Origin of the sequence: Streptomyces sp. TRM68416, from assembly GCF_014596915.1 — a bacterium.
Taxonomy (GTDB): domain Bacteria; phylum Actinomycetota; class Actinomycetes; order Streptomycetales; family Streptomycetaceae; genus Streptomyces.
Genome location: NZ_JACVWU010000018.1, coordinates 126,158 through 151,537, shown reverse-complemented (window position 1 = coordinate 151,537; position 25,380 = coordinate 126,158). Strand labels below are relative to the sequence as shown.

The window sequence follows — 25,380 nt, the reverse complement described above, 5'->3', positions numbered from 1 at the left end:
CTGGTGGCAGGTTCCGCCACGGAGCCTCAATCGAGAATCGAATGGGGCGGCCTACCGTCCGCACACTATGGACATTCGGGAACTCGCGGTGCCGCGCGCCTGGCGGATCACACCGCAACAGCACTCCGACCGCCGCGGGTCGTTCTTCGAACTGCACCGCTACAGCCGGGCAGCCGAGGAGACGGGGCGGCCCTTTCCGGTCGCGCAGGTGAACTTCTCCAGTTCCCGGCGAGGCACGCTGCGCGGTATCCACGGCACGGTGACGCCACCGGGCCAGGCGAAGGTGGTGACGTGTGTGCGGGGCGCGGTCCTCGACGTCGTGGTGGACACGCGCATCGGCTCGCCCACGTTCGGTCAGTGGGACATGACGCGGCTGGACGCCGAGTCCGGGGCGGCGGTGTACCTGTCCGAAGGGCTCGGCCACGGCTTCCTCGCGCTGACCGACGACGCCTGCGTCTGCTACCTGTGCTCCTCGGAGTTCGTCCCAGGCAGCCAGGTCGACATCAACGCTCTGGACCCGGACCTGGACATCGGCTGGGGCCTGACGGAGGCTCCGCTGATGTCGGACAAGGACGCCGCCGCGATGAGCCTGGCGGAGGCCGCCGCGGCGGGGCTGCTGCCGATGTACGAGGAGTGCCTCGCCCTGGAGGCGAACCTGCGCGGGTCCGGATGACGTCGGCCCGGCTCCGGACCGCCCCGGTCTCCGGCCCCGGCACGGCCGGACGGATCCCGCCGGTCCGCCTGCACAATGGTCCGGTGGCAAGTGGGGTGCGGATCGGCATGCTGGGCGAGTTGGACGTCCGGACGTGCGAGGGCGCGGCCGTGGCGGTGCCGGGCAGCAGACTGCGCGGGCTGCTGGTGCGGCTTGCCCTGGCGGACGGCCGTCCGGTGCCGAGCGAACTGCTCATCGGCGAGCTGTGGAGCGACGCCGACCGCCCGGCCGGTGCCGTCAACGCCCTTCAGGTCCTGGTGTCCCGGCTGCGCCGGACGCTGCCGGAGGGCCTGGTCGAATCCCGTCCGCGCGCCTACCGCCTCGCGGTGCCGCCGGACGCCCTGGACGTCAGGGAGTTCGAGGAGCTGGCGGCGCGCGGGCGCTCCCTGCTCGGCACGGACGACGTCCGGGCGGCGGCGGCGCTGCGCGCGGCGCTCGCCCTGTGGCGCGGCCCCGCCCTGGCCGACCTGGACGACACCGGTTTCGTCCGCGTCCAGCGCGACCGGCTGGCGGAACTGCGCCTCGCCGTCACGGAGGACCGCTTCGAGGCCGAGCTGTCCGGCGGCGACGGAGCCGGGCTCGTGCCCGACCTGGAGGCGCTGGTCGCCGCGCACCCGCTGCGGGAGCGGCCGCGCGCTCAGCTCATGCGCGCGCTGAGCGCCGCAGGACGGCAGGCCGACGCCCTCGCCGCGTACGAGGAGAGCCGCCGCCTGCTCGCGGACGAACTCGGCGTCGACCCGGGCCCCGAACTGGCCGGTGCGCACCTGGCCGTACTGCGCGGGGAGGCCGCCCCGGCCGTGCGGGGCCCGAGAACCCCGAAGAGCACCGAGAGCACCGAGAGCCCGGAGACCCGGGTGCCTCCGGAGCGCCCCTCGCCCCGCCCCCGTACCAACCTCCGCGCCCAGTTCACCCCCTTCGTCGGCCGGGAACAGGAAGTCGCCGACATCGAGCGGCTGGTGCGCACCCGGCGGCTGCTCACGCTGGTCGGTCCGGGCGGCGCGGGCAAGACCCGGCTCGCGGCCGAATGTGCGGCCCGGCTCGCGGAGGCTGTGCCCGACGGAGCCTGGCTGGTCGAACTGGCCGCCGTCGCCGATCCCTCCGACGTGCCGCAGGCCGTCGTCACCGCGCTCGGGCTGCGCGAGGGCGGGCTGATGACCCCGGCCGTCACCAGCCCGCAGGGTCCGCGCGACCGGCTGGTGGCGGCGCTACGGGACAAGCGGACCCTGCTCGTCCTGGACAACTGCGAGCAGGTCGTCGACGCCGTCGCCGTGCTCGTCGACGCGCTGCTCGGGCAGTGCCCGCAGGTGCGGGTGCTCACCACGAGCCGGGAGCCGCTCGGCATCACCGGCGAGCAGCTCGTGCCGGTGCTGCCGATGCCGGTGCCGGATCCGGGCACCCCCGTTGGGCTCGCCGTACGCAGTCCGGCCGTACGGCTCTTCGCGGAGCGCGCCGCCGCCGCGCGCCCCTCATTCCGGGTCGCCGAGGACAACGTGGGCGTGGTCCTGGACATCTGCCGCGCCCTGGACGGGCTGCCGCTCGCCCTCGAACTGGCGGCGACCCGGCTGCGCTCGATGTCGCCGCGGCAGGTCCGCGACCGGCTCGACGACCGGTTCGCCCTGCTCACCGCGGGCAGCCGGACGGCGCTGCCGCGGCAGCAGACGCTGCACGCGGTGGTCGACTGGAGCTGGGAGCTGCTGACCGCCACCGAGCGCGAACTGGCCGCCGCGTTCGCGGTGTTCCGCAGCGGAGCGGTGCTGCGGACGGTGGAACGGGTGACCGCAGACGATCCGGGCGCGCGGCGCCCGACGGTGCTCGGGCAGGACGTCGTCGACGCGCTGACGGGGCTCGTCGACAAGTCGTTCCTGACCGTCACCGACACCGAAGGCGAGCCCCGCTACCGGATGCTGGAGACCGTCCGCGCCTTCGCCCTCGCCAAGCTGGACACCACCGGCCGCGGCGAGCGGGTCAGGCACCGGCACGCGGAGTTCTTCCTGGACCTCGCCGAGCGCGCCGAGCCGCAACTGCGCCGCGGGGACCAGCTCGACTGGCTGCGGGCGCTCACCGCCGAGCACGACGAGCTGATGGCCGCGCTCAGCTGGGCCGTGGACCGGGGCGAGAGCTGCCTGGCGACCCGGCTGGTTGCGGCCCTGGGCTGGTACTGGTTCCTGCGCGGGCGCCGTCAGGAGGCGGCGCAGTGGGCCGGGCGCGCCCTGGCCCTCGGGCAGGCCGAAGTGCCGCCCGCCGCGCGGGTCCTGGCCCTGGTCACCGCCGTACCGCAGCCGGACGGCGCGGGTCCGGCGCCCGACGACTTCCGCTCCCGCATGGCTGAGGCGCGCGTCCTCATCGACGGGATGGAGCGGGACGGACACCCGTTCTCGCATCCGGCGCTCGGGCTGTTCGAACCCATCGCGAGCATGCTCAGCGGCGACGGCTCGCTCCTGGAGTCGCTGGCCCGCCGGTCCGAGGACCCCGACCCGTGGGTGCGGGGCCTGGCCCGGCTGCACCGCGGGCGGATCGCGATGACGCTGGGCGAGCCCGAGCGGGCGGCGGCCGACTACCGCGTCGCGGCGGGGCTGTTCCGCGGCATCGGCGAACGCTGGGGCACGGCGCAGGCGCTGGTGGCCGCAGCGGAGACACCGGGCATGCGCGGCGAGCGGGGCGCGGCGGTCGGCGCTCTGGAGGAGGCGCTGCACCTGGTCGCGGAGCTCGGCGACCGGGAGGACCAGGCCCTGTTGATGGTGCGGCTCGCCACCGAGCGGGCCCGCGCGGGCGACCTGGAGCGCGCCCGGAGCGAGCTGGCCGACGCGCTGCACTTGGCGGACGAGCTGGGCGCGCGTGAGCAGCGGGCGCTGGCGCTGTGGGCGACGGGCGAGGTCGCCCGCCGGGCCGGGGTGCCCGAGGAGGCGCGGCCGTGGCTGGAGCAGGCCCTGGCCGAGTTCGCGGCGCCGGGCCGGTTCGGGGACCGGGTGCACGCGCTGGTCCTCGCGTCGCTGGGCTTCGTCGAGGCCGCAGCGGAGCGCGGGACCGCCGCCCGGGAGCGGTTCGCCGAGGCGGTGGCGGCGCTGCCGCCGGTGCCGGACCCCGGCGTCCTCGCCTGTCTGCTGGAACTGCTCGCGGAGACGGAGCTGGCGGCGGGCCGCCCGGAGCGGGCCGCCGCGCTGCTGGGTTCGGCGGGCGCGCTGCCCGGCGCGGACGACGGCCTGGCCCGTCCGGACGCCGACCGCGTGTCCGCGGCCGTGCGCCGGCAGCTGTCCGGGGCGGAGTACGCCACCGCGTACGCACGGGGGGCCGCCACCCGCCGCGACGCGGCGATCGCGTTGCTGCGGGAGACGGCCGGACGTACCTGACGTTCGCGCCCCCGGACGTACCTGACACACCCGCGCCCCTGGACAGACCCAGGGCCTGTCCAGGGGCGGTGCGACCGTCGTCAGGCCAGTGCCTCCAGGGCCGGGACGAGGGCTGCCGGGGTGGGCTGGACGGTCATGGCGGTGCGTACCCGCTCGGCGCCCGCGCGCGGTTCGGGGTCGTGGAGCACGGTGCGCAGCGCCTCGGCGATGCACGCGGCATCGAGCTGGTCGTCGGCGGTCAGGCTGACCCCGGCGCCGACATCGGCGACGCGCCGGCCGCACTGGGCGAGGGCCGGGTTGAACTGCGGCAGCACGACCTGCGGCAGCCCGTGCGCGAGCGCGGTGAGGGCCGTGCCAGAGCCACCGTGGTGGACGACGGCCGCGCAGCCTTCCAGGAACAGGTGCAGCGGCGTCGGTTCGACCAGGCGGACGGACGATGGCAGAGAGCCGACCTGCGCACGCAGGTCGGGGGCGAGCGGGACGAGCAGTTCGACCCGGTCGAGGTCCACCACCGCCGCAGCGAGCGTCTTCAGGAGGGTGAGTCCGCCGAGGTGCGCGGGCATGCTGCCGAGGGACACACAGATCCGGGTGGGGGCGCCGGGAGTCCGCCGGGCCCAGGGCGGCACCGACCCGGTGCCGTTGAACGGCACGTGCCGGGTCGTCATGGCGGGTGCGGCTTCCGGGAACTGGAGCCCGGGCGGGCACGGGTCGACGATCGCGGCGGGGTCGGGGAGCCCGTCGGGCAGGCCGAGGCGGGCGCAGAGGTCCGCGAGGGCTTCGCGGGCGGGTCCGGCGGCCTCGGTGGTCATGGTCTCGGGGCCCCAGCGGTGCACCACCACCGGCACGTCGAGCACGCCGCCGAGGACGCGCGCGCCGAACTCCAGCGGGTCGGCGACGATCAGGTCGGGCCGCCACCGGCGTCCCACCGCCACCTGGTCGTCGATGACGCCGTCGACGCGCTGCCGCCAGCGCGCGGCGAGCTGTTCCCAAGTGGGCTGCCAGACCCCGCCGGGCACGGCGGCCTGCTCCTTGGCGATCTGCGTCATCTTGCGGCGCCGCTCGGCCTCAAGCTGCTCGCTGCCGACGACGGCGGTGAGCAGTCCGGCGGACTCGGCATGCGGGACGAGGTCGGGCTGGCAGGCGAGCAGGACGTCGTGGCCGGCGGCGCGCAGCGCGTCGGCCAGCGGCACCATGGGCAGCAGATGGCTCGGTACGGAGACCGAGGCGAGGAGCACCCGCACGGCGCTCAGCCCGCCAGCTCTTCGAGCGCCGGCACCAACTGCGCGGGCGTCGGCATCGCGGCCATCTCGTCGCGCAGCTTGGCAGCGGCGGTGACGTGGCCGGGGTCGTCGAGCAGCGCGCGCAGCGCGGCCCGTACCTGCTCCGGGTCGTTCTGCGTCTCGGCCTCGTCGAGGGCGCGGCCCACGCCGATGCCGACGACGCGGTCGGCGACGACGAACGTGTCGGTGATGCCGGGGAGTACGAGCTGCGGCAGCCCGAACGCCGAGGCGGTGAGCGTGGATCCGGCGCCGCCGTGGTGCACGACCGCGTCGCAGGTGCCAAGGAAGAGGTTGAGCGGGGCCGGGTCGACGACCCGTACGTTGTCGGGCACGGGCCCCAGTTCGTCCTGGAACTCGCGCTCCAGCGTCAGCACCAGCTCCACGTCGTCGAGCGCACCCCCGGCCTCCGCGACGGTTCGCACCAGCGGCAGCCCGTTCAGCGCCGCCGTCAGCCGTCCGAAGGTCACGCACACCCGGCGCCGCCCGAAGGGCTTGTCCCCGGCCCAGTCCGGCAGCGAGCCGGACCCGTTGAACGGCACGTACCGCATGCCCTGGCCGGCCGGGGCCTCGGGGACCTGGAGGCTGGGCGGGCAGGGGTCGAGGACCAGCGCGGGCCGGGGCAGCCCGTCGAGGCCGAGCCGGCCGAGCATGGTGCCCATGGTGCGGGCGGCCATCTCCTGACCGGGGAAGCCCGCCGGGTCCACGCCCCAGCGCCGGTTGACGACCGGGATGCCGAGGACGCCGCCGACGAGCAGCGCGCTGAACTCCAGCGGGTCGGCCACGATCAGGTCGGGCTTCCACTCCCGGGCCAGCGCCAGGTACTGGGAAACCATGTAGCGGCAGTGGATGAGCCAGATCTTGTTGACGTCGTCCCAGTGGCCGTCGCGGACCCGGGTGTGCCCGACCTCGATCGGCCGCTTGCCCTCGGGCAGCCCCGAGGTGAGCGGTTCGAGCGCGTCGAACCACTCGCCTACGACGGCGGTGCACAGCCCCGCCCCGTGCGCCGTCCCCACGATGTCGGGTTGCCCCGCGACCAGCACGTCGTGCCCCGCCGCGCGCAGCGCCCACCCCAAGGGGATGGAGGGGGCGAAATGTGTGGACACGGGGGTGCTCATGAGCAGGACGCGCATGGAGGTTTCTCCCTCACCGGCTGACGATGGACGACGTGCGCCGTCCATCGTCAGCAGGCGCGTCCAGCCTCGTTCGGGGCTGGGTGGAGGCTCCGCCTCCGTCCGTACGCGCGGGGCTACTCCGCCAGCAGGCGGTACAGGGAGCGCCGGGCGTCCACGAGAATCCCTCGGACCTCCGCGTAGCGGTCGTCGTCGGCTTCGTACAGGGCGTGCCGGACCGCGGTCACCACGTGCTCACACAGGGTGTCGATCCCCTGTATCCGCGCGTCCCCGGCGAACGCCACGCCGCGCCAGACCGCTTCGGCGTGCACCCGGTTCTCCGCCACATGGATGCGCCCCGCCTCGGTCAGGCGGAACCCGCGGCGCCTGCCCCCCTCCAACGGCTCGATCAGCCCGTCCTTCTCCAGCTGTTCCAGGGCCGGGTAGACCGCGCCCGGGCTGGGCCGCCAGGCGCCCTGGCTGCGTTCGGCGATGCGCTGGACGACCTGGTTGCCGTTGAGCTGCTCCTCCTCTGCGAGCAGCGTCAGCGCGGCCGTGCGGATGTCACCGCGGCCCGGCTTGTGGACGCGCAGCGCGGTCACCCCGGCGGACGGCCCGGCGGGCCGCAGCGCCATGGAGGCGGCGGCCCCTGCAGGCTCCGGCGGCAGTGCCGACTCCGCGCGCGGGGCAACGGGCGGCACGGCACGGACATCAGCGGGCTCTACGGTCGGCGGGATCTCGGTGTCGTTCATCACGGACCACCTGCTCTCATCTACAGAAGTTCTACAGAAGAAGCTCAACGAAAAGAACCGTACCTCTAGAACTTCTATAGAACAACTGCCTGTGTCCGGGAGCGCACGAAGCCGGCAGCACGGCTCGGCCCCGGCTCAGTCCCGGCTCAGGTTCCTGACAGGTCCGGCTCAGCCCCACCCACCACGGTGACAACCGGACCAGCGAGGCCCCGCCGCCTCGCCCACCCGACGAAGGAGCCACGCGGAGATGACAGGACCGACCGCCACCAAGGCGTCACCCACGCCCGGGGCCGCGAAGGCGATGTCGCCGACCATGATCAAGCTGATCTCGGCCGGCGCCCTCGGCGTCCTGCTGCTGGCCAGCCTCGACCAGACCATCGTCGGCAGCTCGGCGTGGACGATGGCCCGGGACCTCGACCCGGCGCACGGCCTGGACCTGCTGCCCTGGCTATTCACCGTCTACCTGCTGGCGTCCACCGCCACGCAGCCGCTGTACGGCAAGCTCAGCGACGTCTTCGGGCCGAAGAAGGTGTTCCTCTTCGCCACCGGCCTTTTCCTGGTCGGCTCGATGCTGTGCGGCGCCGCCCAGGACATGGAGCAGCTCATCCTGTTCCGCGCGATCCAGGGCCTCGGCGCGGGCGGCCTCGTCGGCGTCACACTCGTCATCGTCGCCATGATCTCGCCCCCCAAGGACCGAGCCCGGCGCTCGGGTATCGGCGGCGCCATCATCGGCGGAGGCAGCGTCGCGGGGCCGCTGCTCGGCGGTGTCGTCAGCGAACACCTCGGCTGGCGCTGGCTGTTCTTCATCAACCTGCCGCTGGGCATCGCGGCCGTCGCAGTCATGGTGTACGCGCTGCACCTGCCCGCGGGCACGCGGCGCAAGGAGCCCGTCGACGTGGTCGGCGCGGTGCTGATCGCCGCCGCGGCGAGCGGACTGCTGCTGGTCGCCGACTGGGGCGGCACCAAGTACTCCTGGACGTCGCCGCTGATCCTCGTGATGGGGGTCGGAGCCGTTCTGGTGTCCGTGGCCTTCATCCTGTGGGAGCGGCGGGTGCCCGCGCCGATCCTGCCGCTGGCGCTGTTCCGCAACCCCGTCTACCGTACGGTGACGGCGCTGCAGATCGTCACTGGTCTCGCGGTGATGTCCGCGCCGGTCTATCTGGCGACGTACATGCAGATCGCGCGGTCGCAGACGCCGACCAGTTCGGCGGTGTTCACCGTGCCGCTGGCGATCGGGCTCGTGCTCTTCTCCACCTCCGGGGGCCTGTGGATCGCCCGTTCCGGCCGCTACCGCATGGTCCTCGTGATCGGCAACCTCCTGTGCACCGCGGCGCTCGCGCTGCTGGGGCTGCTGGGTGCGCACACCTCTCCGTGGGTCATCGCGGTCGACCTGTTCCTGCTCGGCTCCGGGCTCGGCGGTCTGATGCAGGTGTCGATCCTCGCCGTGCAGAACGCCGTGGAAGCCCATGAACTGGGCGTCGCCACGACGTCGGTACGGTTCCTCGGACGGATGGGGCAGGCACTCGGCACCGCCCTCCTCGGTGTGCTGCTCAACGCCTCCTTCAACGACAAGCTGCCCGGTGAGTTCTCGGACCGGCTCGGCGGGAGCGTGTCGAACCTCGGCTCGGTGCAGGAGTTGCCGGCGTCCGTGCGGGACACCGTCGTCGATGCGTTCGTCTCGGCGAACCACGTCATGTACCTCACCGCCGCCGCGGTGTCGGTCGTCGCCGTGGTGCTCTCCCTCTTCGTGAAGGAGACGATGCACGACGCGAAGAAGAGCTGGACGGAGGCGGGCGCCGAAGAGAGCGCTCCTTCTTCCAAGGGCTGACCTCGCCCTTCCCCCTGACCGCGGGGCGGTACGCGCTTCCCCCGAGCGCTGCCGCCCCGCGCTTCTCTTGTTCCGGGGCGCTCACCGCGTTGCGATCTGCTCCAGGAGAGCCACCCACGCCGAGGGGGCGGGCTGGGCGGCGGAGGCCGCGGCCAACTCGCGGGCCGCTCGGGTGGCTTCGGGGGTGTCCAGGAGAGTGGTCGCGGCGGTGCGGATGTGGTGCTCCTCCTGTTCGCCCTCCCTCAGAAGGGCCCCCGCTCCGGTCGCCGCCAGACGCTCCCCGTGCTCGACGAGATACGGCGCCTGCGGCAGCACCACTTGCGGCAGCCCGAACGCCGTCGACGTCAGCGCCGTGCCCGCCCCGCCGTGGTGCACCACCAGCACGCACCGGTCGAGAAAGAGCGTCAGCGGCACATCCTCAAGGAACACCACACCGTCCGCCGCCCCGCCCAGCCCATCCCGGACACCGGCGGGCGCCGCGACGACCACCAGCCCCGGCGCGTCCGGCCCGGTCAGAGCGCGCAGCGTGCGGCGCAGCAGCTCCGCCCCGCCCAGCGCGAGCGCCCGCGTGCCAAAGGAGACGCAGACGGCACCCGCGTACCGCCCGCGCGGCACCGGCCTGCTCCCGCTGCCGTTGTACGGCACGAACCGGATCCCGGCGCCCGTGCTCACCTCGGGTGCCTGAAGCCCCGGCGGGCACGGGTCCAGGACCAGCGCGGGGTCCGGCATCCCCGCCACGGTCAGCGGCGCGAGCGCCTCCCGGGCCCGCCGCCAGCGCTCGTCGCCGTGCGCGTCCACGCCCCAGCGGTGGTACACGAACGGGACCCCCAGCTCACCGGCGACCAGCGGCGCCGCGAACTCCAGCGGGTCCGCCACGATCAGATCGGGCCGCCACGCGCGTGCCGCCGCCAGGGCGGGGGCGAGCACCTGGTCCATCCGTTCCCGCCACCGCGCGGCGAACATCTGCCAGGGCGGTGCGCCCCCACCGGCCGCGGGCTTCCCCCGCTCCTCCGCCTCCGCCCGGGGTGCGCGGCGCTTCTCCGCGGCGCCCGCCCGCCGCCTGCCGATGTCGTCGTACATGTCCCCCACCACGGTGAGGTTCAGCCCCGCCCCCCGGGCCGTGGCCGCCACGTCCGGCTGGCAGAGCACGAGCACCTCGTGCCCGGCGGCGCGCAGCGCCCAGGCGAGGGGCACCATCGGCGTGAGATGGGTGGGCACTGGACTGGTCATGACGAGGACGCGCACGATGTTCCCCCGTGGTCGGGTGCAGGGCGCCGGAACCATCGCAGGCACCTTTCGACGACGGCTCGAAGGCCTGGTCGCGGGCCCCGGCCCCCGCTCGGCCCGGCGCACCGCCCCAGCTCGACGCCCCCACCAAATCCGCGCGAACCCGCGGTGATGTGCTGCTTCCCGGACCGCTCACTTCCGTCGCCCACCGGCCGGAAGGAGCCCACTCCTCGGCCTGGAGGCAAAGCCATGAAAGGGATCGTGCTCGCCGGAGGCAGCGGCACTCGGCTGTATCCCACGACGCTCGCCGTGTCCAAGCAGCTCATGCCGATCTACGACAAGCCCACCGTCTACTACCCGATCTCGGTGCTGATGCTCTCCGGGATCACCGACATCCTCGTCATCGCGTCGCCGGACGACCTGCCGCAGTTCCAGCGGCTGCTCGGCGACGGCAGCGGTCTCGGTGTGAACTTCAGCTACGCCGTGCAGGAACAGCCCAACGGCCTCGCGGAGTCGCTGGTCATCGGCGCCCCACACATCGGGGACGACTCCGTCGCGCTGGTGCTCGGCGACAACCTCTTCCACGGCCCCGGCCTGTCCCCGCTGCTCCAGCGCAACGCGCGGGACGTCGACGGCTGCGTCCTGTTCGGCTACCGGGTCAGCGACCCGGAGCGCTACGGCGTCGCCGAGGTCGACGACCGGGGAGGCCTGGTGTCGATCGAGGAAAAACCAGTGGTGCCGCGCTCCGACCAGGCCGTCACCGGCCTGTACTTCTACAGCAACGACGTGGTGGACATCGCCCGGAGAATCCGGCCGTCGGCCCGGGGAGAACTGGAGATCACCGACGTCAACCTGCACTATCTGGCGGAGGGCCGGGCCCGCATGGTGGAGCTGCGCCGCGGCTTCACCTGGCTCGACACCGGCACGCCCCAGGCGCTGCTGACGGCCAGTCAGTTCGTCGGCATCCTGGAGAGCAGGCAGCGCGTGCGCATCGCGTGCCTGGAGGAGATCGCCCTGCGCATGGGCTATATCGACGCCGACGCCTGCCACCGCCTCGGCGAACGGCTCGGCAAGTCGGACTACGGGCGGTACGTGATGGAGGTCGCCCGTGCCTGGCAGCCCTCCACCACGGCGGCGCCCCGGCTCGCCGGGGCGGTACCCGAACTCACTGGAGCATGATCAAGGATAAAGACACGGCCTTGTTGACGGCGTCGAGCCGGGAGACGGCGTGCAGCTTCACGAAGATGCTGTGCAGATGCCGCTTCACCGTCCCTTCGGATATGCCCAGTTGACGGCCGATCTGCGCATTGGTCATGGCCTTGCCGACCAGTTGGACGACCTCACGCTCCCGCAGGGACAGCAAGCCGTGCTCCTGCGGGACGGAGGGCGACGCGGCGAAGCCGCGGGGCGGCTGGGACCGGGCACGTGAGGGCTGCGCGTACGCCTCCGGAGCGGCGCCCCATGGCGGGGCGGGGTCACCGGTCTTGCGGACGGCGCTGTCGCGGGCCTCGACGGGGACCCTGCGCGCGGCGGCTCGCGGCCCGGCGGCGCCGGCCGGGCGCGGGCCGCCGGGCCGGGGCCAGGAGAACGCGGCCTGGGAGTCGTCCAGCCTGCTCACGTAGAGCATCGAGAGCAGATAGCGGTGCGGCACGTCCTTGGGCAGGTAGGCCCGCATACCCAGCTCCATCAGCCGCTGGAGCGTGCCGTCGGCCACGTCCCAGCTGAGGATGATGATGTCGGTGCCGGGCGAGGCGCGCAGCACCTCCGTCACGATGGACTCGACGCGCCCCGTGACGTGTTCAAGTCCCAACAGCAGGATGTCGGGCCGCGCCTCGGCGACGCCAGCGACCAGGTCCACCGCGTTTCCCGCGCTGTGCCCCACCACCCGCAGGCCGTCGTCCCGGGCGATGACGGTGCGCAGCCCTTCCCTGAATATGGTGTTCTCGTCCATGACGAAGACAGTGATCGGCCGTGCGGTCACCCACTCCGATCTCCCTCCCCGAGCCATCCCCCGTTATCCTTCCATTTCTGGCAGCATCCCGTTCACGTTCTCACCAGATTCTTACAGAGAAATCCAAGTGAGCACAGAGAGTTACCTCGGAGGCTAGCAGCAAGATCTCCATCCGGCCAACCGGCCGACGAATTGCGGCATCGTCACAAAAAGACCCTGTTCCTTCAGGCGGTCGCGCGCATCGGGAGGTGCGTGGCACCCTCATCCACCGTCTCGCTCAGCACGTACTGCTGGAGCCGTTGCAGCGTCAGTGACGGCTGGAGCCCCAGCTCCTCGTCGAGGACCCGGCGCAGCGCCTGGTACGCCTGCAACGCCTCCCCGCGGCGACCGGATTGCTTTAGGCATGTAATGAGCTGGGCGTGCAGCCATTCGTTGAGCGGGCGGGCGGCAACCAATGAGCGCAGCTCGGGCAGGAGCTCCAGGTGCCGGCCCAACCGCATATCCGCCTGGATACGCAGCTGCAAGGCACCGAGCCGCAATTCCTCCAGCTGCACCACATGCGCTTCGAGGACCTGCCCGGTGGTGACGTCGGACAGGGCGGGCCCGCGCCACAGGTCGAGCGCCTGCTGGAGCCGGCCCGACGCCTCCTCCGATCGCCCCGCCGCGAACAGGCGTTTCCCCTCACCGGCCAGCTGCTCGAAGATTCTCGCGTCGATCAGTTCCTCGTCGATCTGGAGCCGGTAGCCGGGCGCCCGGGTGACCAGGACCGGGCGGGCGGCCTCCGGGCCGAGGGCCCGGCCGAGCATTTTCCGCAGCTGATAGATATAGGTCTGGGCGGTGGTGACAGCGCTGCGCGGCGGATTGTCGATCCACAATTCATCGATGAGCGCCGGGATCTCGACGACTTCATTGACCCGGGAGAGCAGAAGCGCCAGGGTATTACGCGCTTTGGGAGCGGTCGGCGTGAAGTTCTGGCCGTTGTGCAGGACTTCAAGGGGCCCAAGGGTGTTGAACCTCAATTTTCCGGATTCCTTTCCCCGCGGCACAGGGAAAGGAGCCGACACCGGCATTTATGTTCCCCCGCGCCGCGACTTTCCGAATAGGGCGAGCCATGTGGCGTACCCAAGTATCCCCGGCTCCGGCGCACCGGCAACAGTGTTACGTCTCACGGTGCATCACTACCCGCGCACTCGGATCAATTCGCTTGCGGAGAAGGCCGGGAAGGCCGCGCGGCGCACCGCGTCGACGAGTTCGGCCTGCTCCAGGATGTCCTCGGCGTGTGCCTCGAATCCCGTCCCGTGCAGCACGGTCCGGGCGAACACGCCTGCCACGTTCACGAATTGCGCCTCCGCGTTGAGCGTCAGTTCCCTGGTACCGTCCGGGCTTTCCAGACGGAGCACCGGGGCATGGTCGTCGGGTGTGGTGAAGGCCCGGTCCAGGGTGAGGCGGCCCGCGCTGCCCCACAGCTCGTAGGAACAGCGGTAGGAACGCTCCCAGCCGAAGCTCAGCCGCGCGGTGACCCCTGCGGCGGAGCGCAGCAAAGCCCCGCCCGCGAGGTCGCCCCCGGCGGCCGGGGAGGGGGTCAGCGCCGCGCCGAGGACCTCCAGACGGCCCCCGGCGAAGAGGCGGGCTGCCCGCAGGGGGTACACCCCGGTCTCCAGGAGGCTGCTCACAGCGGCGCCCGCGGCGGCCTGCGGTGGGCCTGGAATGCCGAACTCGGCTGTGATTTCCCGGAGTTCACCGATGGCTCCGTCGCGCAGCAGCTCCCGTACCCGGGCGTGCTGGCCGTGGTGGAGGAACATGAAGCTCTCCATCACCAGCAATCCCCGGCGCCGGGCGGCGGCGACCACCCGGGCGGCGGCGTCGGGGCCGGTGACGCACGGCTTCTCGCACAGCACGTGCTTGCCCGCCTCCAGGGCCCGTACGGTCCATTCGGCGTGCATCGCGGTGGGCAGAGGGATGTACACCGCATCGATGTCCGGGCGGGCGAGCAGCCGTTCGTACCCCTGGACCGCCGCGCAGCCGTAGGGCTCGGTGAAGGAGCGTGCCTTGGCGAGGTCGCGGCTGGCGACGGCGGTGAGGTCGACGAGCGGCTGCGCGGCGAACGCCGGCAGCATGCGGCGGCGCGCGATGTCGGCGCAGCCGAGCACGCCGACGCGGACGGTCCCGGACGCGCGTTCCCTGGTCACCATGTGGTGTGCAGGCTCGCGAGCAGGCTGCGGGCCTGCACGTTGACGTAGCGGCTGTGCTGGGCCAGTTCCATGAGCTGGCGGGCTGTCATCCAGTGGTAGTCGGGGTCGTCGGCGAGCGGGACCTCGTCGCCCACTTCGACGATCAGGTAGCGGTTGTCGGCGTGGTGGAAGCGCCCGCCCTCCTCGGCGAGGACGCTGTCGAAGCGCACGGCCCCGGGGGGCGCGGCGAGCACGACGTCCAGATAGCGCGGCTGTTCCCGGTCGCGGTAGTTGACGGGCAGGCACTGCACGGTCGGGGCCAATTCGCACACGTCGAGCAGTCCGGCCTCCGTCTTGGCGTGTGCCAGAAGATGCAGTACCCCATCGATGTTCCGGGCGAGGAAGGCCACCACGCCGCGCTCGACGGGGGCGAGCAGGGGCTGGGTCCACCGGGTCACTTCCCGGGTGTCGGCCCGTACGTCGGCGGCGATGACCGTGAAGTGCTTGCCCTCCTCGTGGGCGATCTCCGTCTCGGTGCGGCGCCAGCCGGGCACGGCCGCCAGCGGCAGGGTGCGCCGGTGGAAGGTGTGGCGGGCCTTGGCCTCCGTGATCCAGCCGAGGAGTTGTCCGGTGCCGTGCCGGGCGGGCGCCCGCCCGGAGAGCGAGTGCCGCAGCGCCGCACGGTACGCGTCGGGAGTGCCGGGCCGTCGTGCGGGGACGTCAGCCCCGGGTGCGTCGAAAGGAACACACGCCAGCACAGTGCGCGTATCCATGTTGACGACGTTGTCATGTGCCAGCAGCCGATGGATTTGACCAATAGTCAGCCAACGGTAATTCGCATGCTCCGGAACTTCCGCTGTCACTTCAACCAAGACGTTCCGGTTGCGCTTGGTCAGGAACCACGAGCCCTGTTCCGACTGAAGGCTGTCAACGAGGACGCGTCGTTCCGGCGCCAGGAAGTAGTCGAGAAAGTCGGTACGGCGCCCGCCGTGCAGTCCGGTGTAGTTGCTGCGGGTCGCCTGGACCGTCGGCGAGAGCTGAACGGTATCGGGGTTTCCGGGCTCCATCTTGGCCTGCATCAGACAGTGCAGGATCCCGTCGAACTCCTTGACGAGGATGCCGAGAACACCGATTTCCGGCTGGTCGAGAATGGGCTGCGACCAGCCGCCGGGACCGGGCCGGTCGGTCATCACCTCAAGTCCGGTGACGGAGAAGAATCCGCCGCTGTCATGGACGAGATTTCCGTCCTCGGGGCGGAAGCGCCACCCCACCAGCTCCCCGAACGGGATCTGCGTGACCTCGAACCGGTTGGTCCGCCGGTGCTCGGCGAACCAGGTGTCGAAGTCCGCATTGGGGGTGACGCGGCTGTCGGTCGCCAGCGCCGACGCGGTGAACCGCGCGGACAGGTCCGAGGGGCCCGCGGGCGTCCCCGCGGCGGGCAGGGGCTGCGCGGCCGGGTACCGGGTCGTGGTGGCCGTCATGGCATGGCTCCTTATCGGTGGGGGGTTCAGCGGGACACGTCGCGCAGCGGACGCCACCAGCCCGGGTTGTTCCGGTACCAGTCGACGACCTGCGCCAACCCGTCGGCGAAGGGCACTTGCGGCCGCCAGCCGAGGTCGGTGCGGATCTTGGTGTCGTCGACGGCGTACCGGAAGTCGTGCCCCTTGCGGTCCTCGACGGTCCGCACCCGGCTCCGGTCGGCTCCGCACATGCCGAGCAACAGCTCGGTGATCTCGCGGTTCGAGCGGGCGGTGCCGCCGACGTTGTAGACCTCGCCCGCCGACCCCTTGGTCAGCGCGAGGTGGACGGCCCGGCAGTGGTCGTCGACGTGCACCCACTCGCGCACATTGCGGCCGTCCCCGTACAGCGGTACGTCGCGCCCCTCCAGAAGGTTGGTGACGAACAGCGGGATCAGCTTCTCGACGTGCTGATAGGGGCCGTAGTTGTTGCTGCACCGGGTGATGCGGACGTCGAGGCCGTAGCTGCGCCAGTACGCGCGGGCCAGCAGCTCGCCGCCCGCCTTCGTGGCGGAGTAGGGCGAGTTGGGCAGCAGCGGCCGGGACTCCGTCCAGGCACCCTCGTCAATCGATCCGTATACCTCGTCGGTCGACACGTGCACGACCCGGCGCACCTCGGCCCGCAAGCACGCCTCGAGGAGCGCCTGGGTGCCCGCGACGTTGGTGTGCACGAACTCGCCCGCGGCATGCAGCGAGCGGTCCACGTGCGACTCCGCCGCGAAGTGCACGACCTCGTCGTGCCCGGCGACCAGCTCGCGGATGCGCTCCGCATCGGCGATGTCGGCCCGCACGAACGTCATCCGCTCGTGCGAATCCGGCAGGTTGGCCCGGTTCCCGGCATACGTCAGCTTGTCGACGACGGTCACCCGCGCGTCCTCGTGGCCCGGCCAGGCCCCGTCCAGCAGCGCGCGAACGTAGGCGGAGCCGATGAACCCGGCACCCCCGGTGACCAGAATCCGCATGTGAAGTCTCCCAACGGTGAAGGCCCGTACACCGGCACGGGCACAGAAGAAGCAGGCTCGGGTGAAGCGCCGGCCCGAAGAGACACGGCGCCCCGGGGCGACCCGAGCCGGTACTAGGAGAGGACCGGCGCGGTGCGCCCTTCGCCCACCCCGGCGGCGCGCAGCGCGGCCACCGCCTCGGCAAGCGCCTCCCGGTCCGCGTCGGCGCTGCCGGGCCGTCCCGGCAGTAGGGGCACGACGACCGCGCCCCCGCGCCGCACGAGCGGATGCCGCCGGGCGATGCTGCTGAGCGTCCGCCCGGGCCCGGCCTCCACCAGCACCAGGGGCCCGGCCCCAGCTCCGTCCGGCGCGTCCAGCAGCGCGTTGAGCAGCGCGTCCAGCGCGGGCCAGAACAGCACCGGCGCCATCGGCTGCGCCGCCCAGAAACCGGGATCCGCCGCCTCGTCCGCGCGCAGCGGAGCCGCCGTCCGCCCGGAGTACACGGTGCGCAGCGGGGCCCGCCGCGGCACGGCAGCGACCGCATCCCGCGAGCCCTCCAGACACGGCCCGAGCACCGGGCTGTGGAACGCCGTGCCGGAGGCGACCGGCCGACTCGTCAGCCCCGCGGCGTCCAGCTGCTCCGCCACCGCGTCGAGCGCCGCGCGGGGTCCCGCGAGCACGGTGTGCCGGGGCGCGTTGACCGCGCCGACGGTCACGTCGGGACCGAGGTACGGCTCGACCTGCGCGACGCTCGCGGCGACCGCCAGCATGCCGCCCGCCGGGGCACCGGCGACGCGCCGGACCCGGTCGACGACCAGGCGGGCTGCGTCCGCCCCGGAGAACACTCCGGCGAGGGCCGCCGCCGCCATCTCGCCGACGCTGTGGCCGAGCAGCGCGACGGGCTCGGCACCCCGGTCGAGGACGAGACGGCCGAGCGCGTGGCCCACCGCGAACAACAGCGGCTGGGCCAGCGCGGCGTCGTCCAGTGGCCGGGGCGGGTCCGCGGCCAGCCAGTCGCGGCGCAGCGCGCGGCCCGTCGCCCCCAGCGCGTCGAACACCTCGTCCATCGCCGCGGTGAACACCGGCTCGACGTCGTAGAGACCCGCCGCCATCCGGGGGTACTGGGCCCCCTGGCCGGGCAGCAGCAGCGCCACCCGCGCGGGGCCATCCGGGGGCGGCCCCGCCATGTTCGCCTTCTCGGCGTGCCGGGTCATCGCGCTCAGAACCCGGCGAGCTTCTCGGCGTACTCCTTCGACAGGCGCAGGTTGCCCATGCTGTTGGCGCTGAGCACGCGGCGCAGGTACTTGCGGGCGCCCTCGACCGTCATGCCCTCGCCCAACAGGTGCAGGCCGTCGCGGCGGATGGTGGCCGTGTGCCGGGACGTGAGGACGAGCCCCTCCGGTGTCTCGGTGAACAACCAGTGGCCGGTGTGCGCGTCCATCGTCTTCGGCGGCTGGATCTGCTTGTAGACGATCTTGTGATTCGGCAGGCAGATGCGCACCGACCGCGTCGTGTGCTCCGAGCCGTCCGAGGACTTGGTGTCCATGTCGAAGAACTGGATGTTCGGCACGGTCTCGTCCATGGCGAGGGCGACGACGTGCGGAATCCGCTCCGGCCACTTGTCGGCCTCGTAGAGGTAGGCGTACGCGTCCTCCACCGCGCCCGCCACGAACAGCGGGTCGTCGAAGGAGATCGTCCGCAGCGCGAAGTCCTCGGCATTCTCCGCCGCGTACGTCAGCGTCTCCAGGTGCGCCTGGCTGCCCCGGCGCATCGACTCGGCACGCTCGGCCGCCACGGTCTCGTCCTCGGTGAGGAGCGTGAACTCGTGGTGCAAGCGCACCAGCGTGCCGCCGTCCGGCTGCTCCTCGAACTCGAAGCCGCCGATGACGCTCGCGAACGGCGCGGTGGCGGGCTCGTGGGTGAAGCGGACGTCGCCGGTCTCCGTCACCTTGCGCCGCGCCACCCAGGTGCGCACCGTGCGGTCGTCCACCAGGGACCAGTGCTGGATCAGCTCACCGCTGTCGTCGCTCTCCAGGATCTCGGCGTGTACGGCGGGGGCGTGCACCTGCGGCCACGCCTCGACGTCGACCACGATCCGGCGCACGGTCTCCACGGGCGCCGCGATGAGCGCCTTCTCTTCCACTCGATGCGTCTTCACTGCTGCCACGGCTGGGCCCTCCGGTCAGGTGTCGTCGGTCACTGCGCCTGCACCTTGCCCGCCGCGTTTGGAGACCTCTTCGAGGTCCTTTCGACCCGCGCCGCCGGGCCCACGAAGCCTCCAAGAGGGTTCGAACCGGGTCGGCGAGGGTGCGACGACGCCACCGGACGTCAGGGGAGAAGGAGACAAACGTAATGACACAGACGACGCAGACGGCGCAGCAGGAGACACCGGCCCCGGCCGTGACCGCCGAGGTGTACGCGGAGGTCCAGCAGTTCTACGCCGAGCACCTGCACCTGCTCGACGGCGGCACCGTCGACGCGTGGGCAGACACATTCACTGCCGACGCCATCTTCGACGTGCCGACGCTGCCGGAACCGCTGCGCGGCCGCGAGGCCCTGGCCGGCTCGCTGCGCCGCACCGCCGCGCAACTGGCCGCCGATGGAGTGCAGCGCAGGCACTGGCACGGCATGGTCGCGGTGTTCCCGCAGGCCGACGGCACGCTGCGGGTGCGCTGCTACTCGCTGGTGTTCTCCACGCCTCTGGGTGGGGATCCGGCGCTGCACCGGGTCTGCGTGTGCGAGGACGTCCTGGTCCGCGAGGACGGGCGGCTCAAGGTGCACCGCCGCAAGGTCACCCGCGACGACCTGCCGTAACCCGACGGCCCGGCGCCCGGCGGGGCCCGTACGCGGCGTGCGTACGGGCTCCCTCGGCCGCCTCAGCCGACCGGCTCCGCCCCGCTCCCATCGCCGTCCTCGGGAACGAAGGCGACGGCACGCGCCCAGCCCGCACCCGCGCCGACCAGCTTCACCGGCAGGCACGAGACCGTGAACCCGCTGGAGCCGGGCAGCGCGTCCAGGTTCGCGAGCCGCTCGATCTGGCAGTACTCGCGCTCCCGGCCCACGAAGTGCGCGGGCCACAGCACACCGTGGTCCCGGGACTCGCGGAACTTCTCGATCATGTACGTGAAGGGCGCGTCCAGGCTGAACGCGTCGGTGCCGATGACCTTCACTCCGTGGTCGAGCAGCAGATGCGTGGCAGAGGCGTCCAGGCCGGTGAAGTCCGTGAAGTACTTGGGCGTTCCGGCGATCCGGTCAGCGCCCGTGTTCAGCATCACGATGTCCATCGGCTCCGGCTCCCGGCCGATCCGGTCGAACTCCCGGCGCAGCACGTCCGCGCCGACCGCGCCGACGGGCTGGTCGGTGAGGTCGAGCACGAGGCCGGGCCGGACGAACCAGTCGAGGGGCATGGTGTCGATGTGGCGGGGAGTGCCGTACGTGGCGCGCGTGCCGTAGTGGGACGGCGCGTCCACGTGGGTTCCGGTGTGCGTGGTGAGCTTGAAGGTGTCAAGCGAGAGCAGCTCACCCTCCGGCAACTCGGCCGGATCGAAGCCGAGCCCGTAACGCTCCTTCATTCCCTCGGCCATGTGACGGCCGCCCTCGGCGGGCGACATGACATCGTGCTCGACGGGATTGGGCTCCCACACCGTCGCGTCGATGGGGGTGGACAGATCGATGATGCGCATGAAGTGCCGTTCTCTCTCTTCTGCTTGACGCTGCCGGGCGCTGCTCGGCGCTACTCAGCGCTCCCGGCCGGGGCGACGGTGAAGCGGCGGGCCGGGAGCAGGTGGACGCGGCGCAGCAGGGCGTCGAGGCACTCGCCGTCGCCGAGCGGGCCGAGGGCGGCGAGGTAGCCGTCCGGGCGGACGAGCGCGTAGCCCGGTTCGCCGGCGAAGGCGCGGCGCACCCGGCGGCCCGGATCGCACAACACCCTCGGCCCGGCCTCCGCCCCTCCGCTGTCCGTCGGCTGCGTCTCACGCACGATGCGGACGCTCAGCGCGTCCCCGTACTCCTCGTGCACACGCCCCACGGCCGCGGGCACGTCACCGGATCCTGCGAACACCAGCAACGTCCAGCGCAGATCGGTCAGTTCGTCGCACACCTCCTGCCAGCCGGGGCTGTCCGCCAGCTCCTCGGCCGAGCAGGACACCCGGTCGCCGGGCCGGATCGCCAGGGCGGGAGCGTCGTCCCCGGAGCCGGGGGCGCCCGCGGTGAGCGGGCTCGCACGGTAGTGCAGGGCGAGGCCGGACATGCCTCGCAGGATCTTGCGCTCCACCTTGTGCTTGAGCGGCTTGAGGACGTTGAGCAGGCCGAGGCCGACCGGCAGCAGCACCGGCGCGGCGGCATTGCGCAGCGCGATGAGCCGGGTCGCGGTCTTGGTGGAGCCGAGGAGGATCTCGCCGATCGGCACGCGCTCGGCGCTGTAGCTCTCCAGGAGGCCGCCGTCGGCCTGTCCCTTGATGACGGAAGCGAGCTTCCACGCCAGGTTGTAGCCGTCCTGGATACCGGTGTTGAGCCCCTGGCCGGAGGCCGGGCTGTGCACGTGGGCGGCGTCACCGGCGAGGAAGCAGTGACCGGAGTGCATCGTCTCCACCATCCGCTGGCGGATGGTGAACACCGACACCCAGGTCAGCTCCTTGACCGTGACCGTACGGCCGAGCCCCTCGGACATCTTGGCCTCGAAGCGGGCGCGCACCACCTCGGGCCGGTCGCCGTCGGTGACGTCGTCAGTGTCGAGGAGGCGCCACTTGCCCTCCTCGGGGAACGGGACCATGAGGATGGTGCCGTGCGACAGGTGCATCCAGTGCAGGCTGTCGCGGGGGAGGTCGACGTCCACGTACGCGTCGGCGACCATCCACTTCTCCGAGGACTCGCCGAGCAGGTCGATGCCGAGCTGCTTGCGGACCCGGCTGTGCGCGCCGTCGGCGCCGACCAGCCAGCCGGTGGTGAACTCCTCCGTCGTACCGTCGTCCACGCGCCGCAGCCGTGCCGTCACGCCGTTCCGGTCGTCGACCAGGCTCTCCAGTTCGACGCCCCACTCCACCTCGACGCCCAGCTCGCCGAGCCGGGTGCGCAGCACCTCCTCCGTGATGACCTGGTCGACCTGGAGAGTGAAGGGAAAGCGGGTCGGCAGCTCCGAGTAATCGGTGCCGAGACTGGTCAGGCGGCGGCCCCGGCGGTGCATGGTGAAGTGGTCGCACTTCTGCCCGCGGGCGAGCAGGTCGGGCAGGATGCCCATCTGGTGATAGACCTCCAGCGTGCGGGCGTGCGTCGCCGTCGCCCGGCTCGTCACCGCGGGGCCCGCGGCCCGGTCCACGATCCGTACGGTGATTCCCCTGCGGACCAGCTCGTACGCGGCGGTCAGCCCCACGGGCCCGGCCCCCGCGACCAGCACCTCGACACCACCGCTGTTACCAGCGCTCATCACCCCTCCTATCGGCCGACATCCACGGCACTGTCCCCACCGCTCTTGGACGTTGGTCGGAACCTCGTTGGAGCCTCGCCCCCGCTGCCGTCGCCCGTGATGCCGGAGAGCCCCGGCACGGCGGCGGGCGACTGGACCTCGCCACGAACCGCCTTCGAATCCGCAGGCGCACGATGCGCCCCATGGCGACCTCAGATCACACCGGCGGTGCCGCGGCGCCGAGTTCCGAGATGGCGGGCCCTCCACTGGACACGCTCGCCCCTCTCCTGGCCGGGCCCCGCGTGGACCACATCCTGCGCCGCGCGGCGACCCACCGCCCCGCCCACCCGGCCCTCCGCTCCCCCGACGGCGACCTCACCTACGCGGAACTGGACAGCGCGACGGACACCACGGCCGCCGCCCTGCGCGAGCTGACCGGCGGTGCCCCCGGCACGGTGATCGCCTTGGCCGCCGTCCTGCATCCGGCATTCCCGCAGGCGTTCTTCGGCATCTCCCGGGCGGGCGCCACCAGCGCCCTGGTAAACCCGCTCCTCCCCGAGGAACGCATCACCCACGTGCTGCGCACCTGCGGCGCGCGGATCGCGATCGTCAGCCCGGGCATGTACCCCGTGCTCGCCGCCGTCCGTGACCGCCTCGAAGGGCTGGAGCACGTCGTCCTGACGCACCGCGGCCCGGACCTGCCGGCCGAGGCCGCGCAGGTGCCCACGCTCGCCGAACTGGCCGCGAAGGCCCCCGCGTTCACGGAACCGCCGGAGGCGGACGCCGAAGCCATCGCGTGCCTCCAGTTCACCAGCGGTACCACCGGCGCCCCGAAGGCGGTCCGGCTCAGCCACCGCAACCTCACGGTGAACGCTGCCCAGACCGCCCACATGCACCAGGTCGACGCCACCTCGATCCTCTTCAACCACCTGCCGACGCTGCACCTGATGCACGTCACCGTGGCCGCCACCGCCGCCGCCACCCACGTCCTGTGGCCCGGCGCGGACGTCGCTGAGGCCGTGACCGCGGCGGACACCTTCCGCGCGACGCACTACTACAGCCTCCCGATGCGGCTGGCCAAGCTGGCCGCCGACCCCCGGCTGCACGATCTGGAAGCGCCCGCGCTGCGCGCCGTGCTCTCCGGCGGCTCCGCCCTGTCACCCGACGCCGCACGGGTGCTGAGCCAGCACTTCGGCATCCCGGTCGTGCAGGGTTACGGCCTCGCCGAGACCTCGCCGACGACGCACCTGTCCGACCTGGACCGCCCCCGCGTCGGCTCCTCGGGCGTCCTCGTGCCGGGTGCCGAGAGCCGCGTCGTCGACGTCGAGACCCGGGCAACGCTGCCCGTGAAGGAGCGGGGCGAGATCCAGGTCCGCGGACCGCAGCTCATGCTCGGCTACCTCGGACGCGACCTGTCCCGGGACGTCGACGCCGACGGCTGGTTCTCCACCGGCGACATCGGCTGGACGGACACGGACGGCAGCCTGTACGTCGTCGACCGCATCAAGGATGCCTTCAAGTGCGACAACTGGCTGGTGTCGCCCACGGAGATCGAGCGCGTTCTGCTGCGCCATCCCGCCGTCAGCGACTGCGTCGTCGTCGACGTGCCCCACGAACTGAGCGGCGCCGTCGCCCACGCCCTAGTAGTCCCAGCCGGTCCCGAGTGCACGCCGCAGTCCGTCATCGACTTCGTCAACGCGAAGGTCCCGTACTACGAGCAACTGCACCACGTCGCCTTCATCGACGGCATCGCACGCTCCGCGACGGGCAAGGTGCAACGGCGCGACCTGCGCGAACAGCACCTCCTGACACTCCCCGCCGCCGCCCGTCCCTGACCCGGCCCCTCCCCTCGTCCGCACTCTCTCCCCTGGAGCCCACCCATGCACCACTTCATCAACCGCTACACCGTCACCGGTGACATCGAGGAGTTCCGCCGGCTGCTCGGGGAACTGTCCGCGTACATGCGGGAGCAGCCCGGATTCACGGCGCACCGCCTGTACCGCTCGGCCCGCGACGAGCGGACCTTCGTGGAAATCGCCGAGTGGACCGACCCCGAGGCCCATCGCGCAGCCCTGGCCGGCGAGGGCTTCCGGGGCCCGGTCTCTGAGCTCCGCAAAATCGCCACCGCCGACCCGTCCCCGTACGAACTCCTCTCCAGCCACTCCCGCTCCTGACATGGGCGCGGGCCGCCAACTCCGCCTGGGCACGGTCTTCATGGGCGAGCAGACACACCCGGCGCGTGCTCACGCGGACCGGCGGCCGTAGAGTCCGCCCCATGGGGGCTGCGACCGTCCGCGAGTGGAGCGACGCGCGGTGAGCATCGTGCCGCGGCCCGCCTGACGTCCTCACCTGGCGTCAGCGACGCACGAGAGCGGTTCCAGTCGTTCGCCCGGCTCCGCTCAAGGCCGTCGGCACCCGGGGCACAGTTGGCGCCCGGGGCACAGTTCCAGGTGCCCGTACGAGAAGACCGGCGTGTTCGCCCCTCCCCACCAGCGGCACGCACGCCTCGCCCGAGTGGAGGCCGCATCGGCAGCAGCCGTATCAGCGCTCGCGCCGTGCAGGTCGTCGCGGCCAGCCATGGCGGCGGGGCGGGACCATGCACACGGAGACGGGAGCTGCGGCACTACGGACACGCTCATGGGGTGGCAATCCGTGACCTCCCGTCACGCTGCGGAACGTCAGGAAATCGAAGCGGATCCCTGGAGTCACGGGCTCCTCACACAACCTCGAAGCCCTAGAAATTGCAGTCGCGACGACCTGCCACTGTGCTGACATGTCAGCACGGTGGCAGGTTCGAGGAGGATCGAGCTGGACCCGGGAGGGCGTTGGGGGCACGCATCACCGTGTGCGACACTAGTGGTCGCCCACACAGCATGGTCCTGTGGAGCAGTTTGGAGTGCTCGCCACCCTGTCAAGGTGGAGGCCGCGGGTTCAAATCCCGTCAGGACCGCTGAGATCCCTTTGCGGATCTCGTGGCTGGGTAGCTCAGTTGGTACGAGCGTCCGCCTGAAAAGCGGAAGGTCGCCGGTTCGACCCCGGCCCCAGCCACTCCGTGAAGGCCCCCTCGGTGAGGGGGCCTTCGGCGTTCTCGGGGAAGCGGGTCGGCAGGGCGGCTTCGGCCCGGACGGCCGGAAGCCCGGCCGG

The 25,380-nt window shown here is 72.2% G+C and carries 20 protein-coding genes and 2 tRNA genes; 9 read left to right on the top strand and 13 right to left on the bottom strand.

What is annotated here, in order from left to right; all coding sequences use genetic code 11:
• The first annotated feature begins 67 nt into the window (after nucleotides 1-67).
• Nucleotides 68-673 carry a dTDP-4-dehydrorhamnose 3,5-epimerase family protein gene (locus ICC28_RS27080; protein ID WP_188291322.1) on the top strand — a complete coding sequence of 202 codons (606 nt, stop codon included), beginning with the start codon at nucleotides 68-70 and terminating at the stop codon, nucleotides 671-673.
• An 83-nt stretch (nucleotides 674-756) separates the two neighbouring features.
• A complete protein-coding gene (locus ICC28_RS27075; RefSeq protein WP_188291321.1) occupies nucleotides 757-4,059 on the top strand; it encodes a BTAD domain-containing putative transcriptional regulator in 3,303 nt (1,100 codons plus the stop codon).
• Between the two features lie 80 nt (nucleotides 4,060-4,139).
• Here ICC28_RS27075 and ICC28_RS41330 read toward each other — a convergent pair whose 3' ends face one another.
• From ICC28_RS41330 to ICC28_RS27060, 3 genes are all read right to left on the bottom strand, one after another.
• Nucleotides 4,140-5,300, bottom strand: coding sequence for a nucleotide disphospho-sugar-binding domain-containing protein (locus tag ICC28_RS41330; RefSeq protein ID WP_188291320.1), 1,161 nt, complete (start codon nucleotides 5,298-5,300; stop codon nucleotides 4,140-4,142).
• A 5-nt stretch (nucleotides 5,301-5,305) separates the two neighbouring features.
• Nucleotides 5,306-6,469 carry a nucleotide disphospho-sugar-binding domain-containing protein gene (locus ICC28_RS27065; protein WP_188291319.1) on the bottom strand — a complete coding sequence of 388 codons (1,164 nt, stop codon included), beginning with the start codon at nucleotides 6,467-6,469 and terminating at the stop codon, nucleotides 5,306-5,308.
• Between the two features lie 116 nt (nucleotides 6,470-6,585).
• The gene (locus tag ICC28_RS27060; protein ID WP_188291318.1) at nucleotides 6,586-7,200 is read right to left on the bottom strand and encodes a PadR family transcriptional regulator; all 615 of its coding nucleotides are present in this window, start codon (nucleotides 7,198-7,200) and stop codon (nucleotides 6,586-6,588) included.
• Nucleotides 7,201-7,447: 247 nt separating this feature from the next.
• Between ICC28_RS27060 and ICC28_RS27055 the strand changes: the two genes are divergently transcribed.
• Nucleotides 7,448-9,028 (top strand): MFS transporter, encoded by a 1,581-nt coding sequence (locus tag ICC28_RS27055; RefSeq protein WP_188291317.1) that lies wholly within the window; start codon nucleotides 7,448-7,450, stop codon nucleotides 9,026-9,028.
• Nucleotides 9,029-9,109: 81 nt separating this feature from the next.
• On the opposite strand, the gene ICC28_RS27050 is transcribed toward ICC28_RS27055, so the two are convergent.
• Complete coding sequence (locus ICC28_RS27050) at nucleotides 9,110-10,258, bottom strand: glycosyltransferase (RefSeq protein ID WP_188291316.1); 1,149 nt, start codon at nucleotides 10,256-10,258, stop codon at nucleotides 9,110-9,112.
• Nucleotides 10,259-10,504: 246 nt separating this feature from the next.
• On the opposite strand from ICC28_RS27050, the gene rfbA reads away from it, so the two are divergent.
• Nucleotides 10,505-11,434 (top strand): glucose-1-phosphate thymidylyltransferase RfbA, encoded by a 930-nt coding sequence (gene rfbA, locus ICC28_RS27045; RefSeq protein WP_188291315.1) that lies wholly within the window; start codon nucleotides 10,505-10,507, stop codon nucleotides 11,432-11,434.
• On the opposite strand, the gene ICC28_RS27040 is transcribed toward rfbA, so the two are convergent.
• The 7 genes from ICC28_RS27040 to ICC28_RS27010 all read right to left on the bottom strand — a co-directional run bounded on the left by ICC28_RS27040 (nucleotide 11,421) and on the right by ICC28_RS27010 (nucleotide 19,002).
• Nucleotides 11,421-12,236 (bottom strand): response regulator transcription factor, encoded by an 816-nt coding sequence (locus ICC28_RS27040; RefSeq protein WP_317454110.1) that lies wholly within the window; start codon nucleotides 12,234-12,236, stop codon nucleotides 11,421-11,423. The genes rfbA and ICC28_RS27040 overlap by 14 nt on opposite strands.
• Before the next feature lie 194 nt (nucleotides 12,237-12,430).
• Entirely contained in the window at nucleotides 12,431-13,225 is a 795-nt protein-coding gene (locus tag ICC28_RS27035) for an AfsR/SARP family transcriptional regulator (RefSeq protein ID WP_223189556.1), read from the bottom strand.
• Nucleotides 13,226-13,384: 159 nt separating this feature from the next.
• A complete protein-coding gene (locus ICC28_RS27030; RefSeq protein WP_188291313.1) occupies nucleotides 13,385-14,398 on the bottom strand; it encodes a Gfo/Idh/MocA family protein in 1,014 nt (337 codons plus the stop codon).
• On the bottom strand, nucleotides 14,392-15,858 hold the full coding sequence (locus ICC28_RS27025; RefSeq protein WP_188291312.1) for an NDP-hexose 2,3-dehydratase family protein: 1,467 nt from the start codon (nucleotides 15,856-15,858) through the stop codon (nucleotides 14,392-14,394). Before ICC28_RS27025 ends, ICC28_RS27030 begins: the two co-directional genes overlap by 7 nt.
• Before the next feature lie 26 nt (nucleotides 15,859-15,884).
• Complete coding sequence (gene rfbB, locus ICC28_RS27020; RefSeq protein ID WP_188291311.1) at nucleotides 15,885-16,856, bottom strand: dTDP-glucose 4,6-dehydratase; 972 nt, start codon at nucleotides 16,854-16,856, stop codon at nucleotides 15,885-15,887.
• Nucleotides 16,857-16,969: 113 nt separating this feature from the next.
• A complete protein-coding gene (locus tag ICC28_RS27015) occupies nucleotides 16,970-18,049 on the bottom strand; it encodes an acyltransferase domain-containing protein (protein WP_223189555.1) in 1,080 nt (359 codons plus the stop codon).
• A 5-nt stretch (nucleotides 18,050-18,054) separates the two neighbouring features.
• A complete protein-coding gene (locus ICC28_RS27010) occupies nucleotides 18,055-19,002 on the bottom strand; it encodes an SRPBCC family protein (protein ID WP_317454109.1) in 948 nt (315 codons plus the stop codon).
• Between the two features lie 185 nt (nucleotides 19,003-19,187).
• On the opposite strand from ICC28_RS27010, the gene ICC28_RS27005 reads away from it, so the two are divergent.
• Complete coding sequence (locus ICC28_RS27005; RefSeq protein WP_188291310.1) at nucleotides 19,188-19,649, top strand: nuclear transport factor 2 family protein; 462 nt, start codon at nucleotides 19,188-19,190, stop codon at nucleotides 19,647-19,649.
• Nucleotides 19,650-19,711: 62 nt separating this feature from the next.
• Here ICC28_RS27005 and ICC28_RS27000 read toward each other — a convergent pair whose 3' ends face one another.
• Nucleotides 19,712-20,518: a cyclase family protein gene (locus ICC28_RS27000; protein ID WP_188291309.1), complete on the bottom strand. Its 807-nt coding sequence runs from the start codon at nucleotides 20,516-20,518 to the stop codon at nucleotides 19,712-19,714.
• Between the two features lie 50 nt (nucleotides 20,519-20,568).
• Nucleotides 20,569-22,257, bottom strand: a complete 1,689-nt coding sequence (locus ICC28_RS26995; protein WP_188291308.1) for an FAD-dependent oxidoreductase — start codon at nucleotides 22,255-22,257, stop codon at nucleotides 20,569-20,571.
• Nucleotides 22,258-22,439: 182 nt separating this feature from the next.
• Here ICC28_RS26995 and ICC28_RS26990 point away from each other — a divergent pair, with 182 nt between their 5' ends.
• The 4 genes from ICC28_RS26990 to ICC28_RS26975 all read left to right on the top strand — a co-directional run bounded on the left by ICC28_RS26990 (nucleotide 22,440) and on the right by ICC28_RS26975 (nucleotide 25,284).
• Complete coding sequence (locus ICC28_RS26990; RefSeq protein ID WP_223189553.1) at nucleotides 22,440-24,071, top strand: class I adenylate-forming enzyme family protein; 1,632 nt, start codon at nucleotides 22,440-22,442, stop codon at nucleotides 24,069-24,071.
• Between the two features lie 45 nt (nucleotides 24,072-24,116).
• Nucleotides 24,117-24,410, top strand: coding sequence for an antibiotic biosynthesis monooxygenase family protein (locus tag ICC28_RS26985; protein ID WP_188291307.1), 294 nt, complete (start codon nucleotides 24,117-24,119; stop codon nucleotides 24,408-24,410).
• Between the two features lie 701 nt (nucleotides 24,411-25,111).
• Nucleotides 25,112-25,186: transfer RNA gene (locus ICC28_RS26980), tRNA-Asp, on the top strand.
• Nucleotides 25,187-25,210: 24 nt separating this feature from the next.
• Nucleotides 25,211-25,284, top strand: a tRNA-Phe gene (locus tag ICC28_RS26975).
• Nucleotides 25,285-25,380 lie beyond the last annotated feature (96 nt).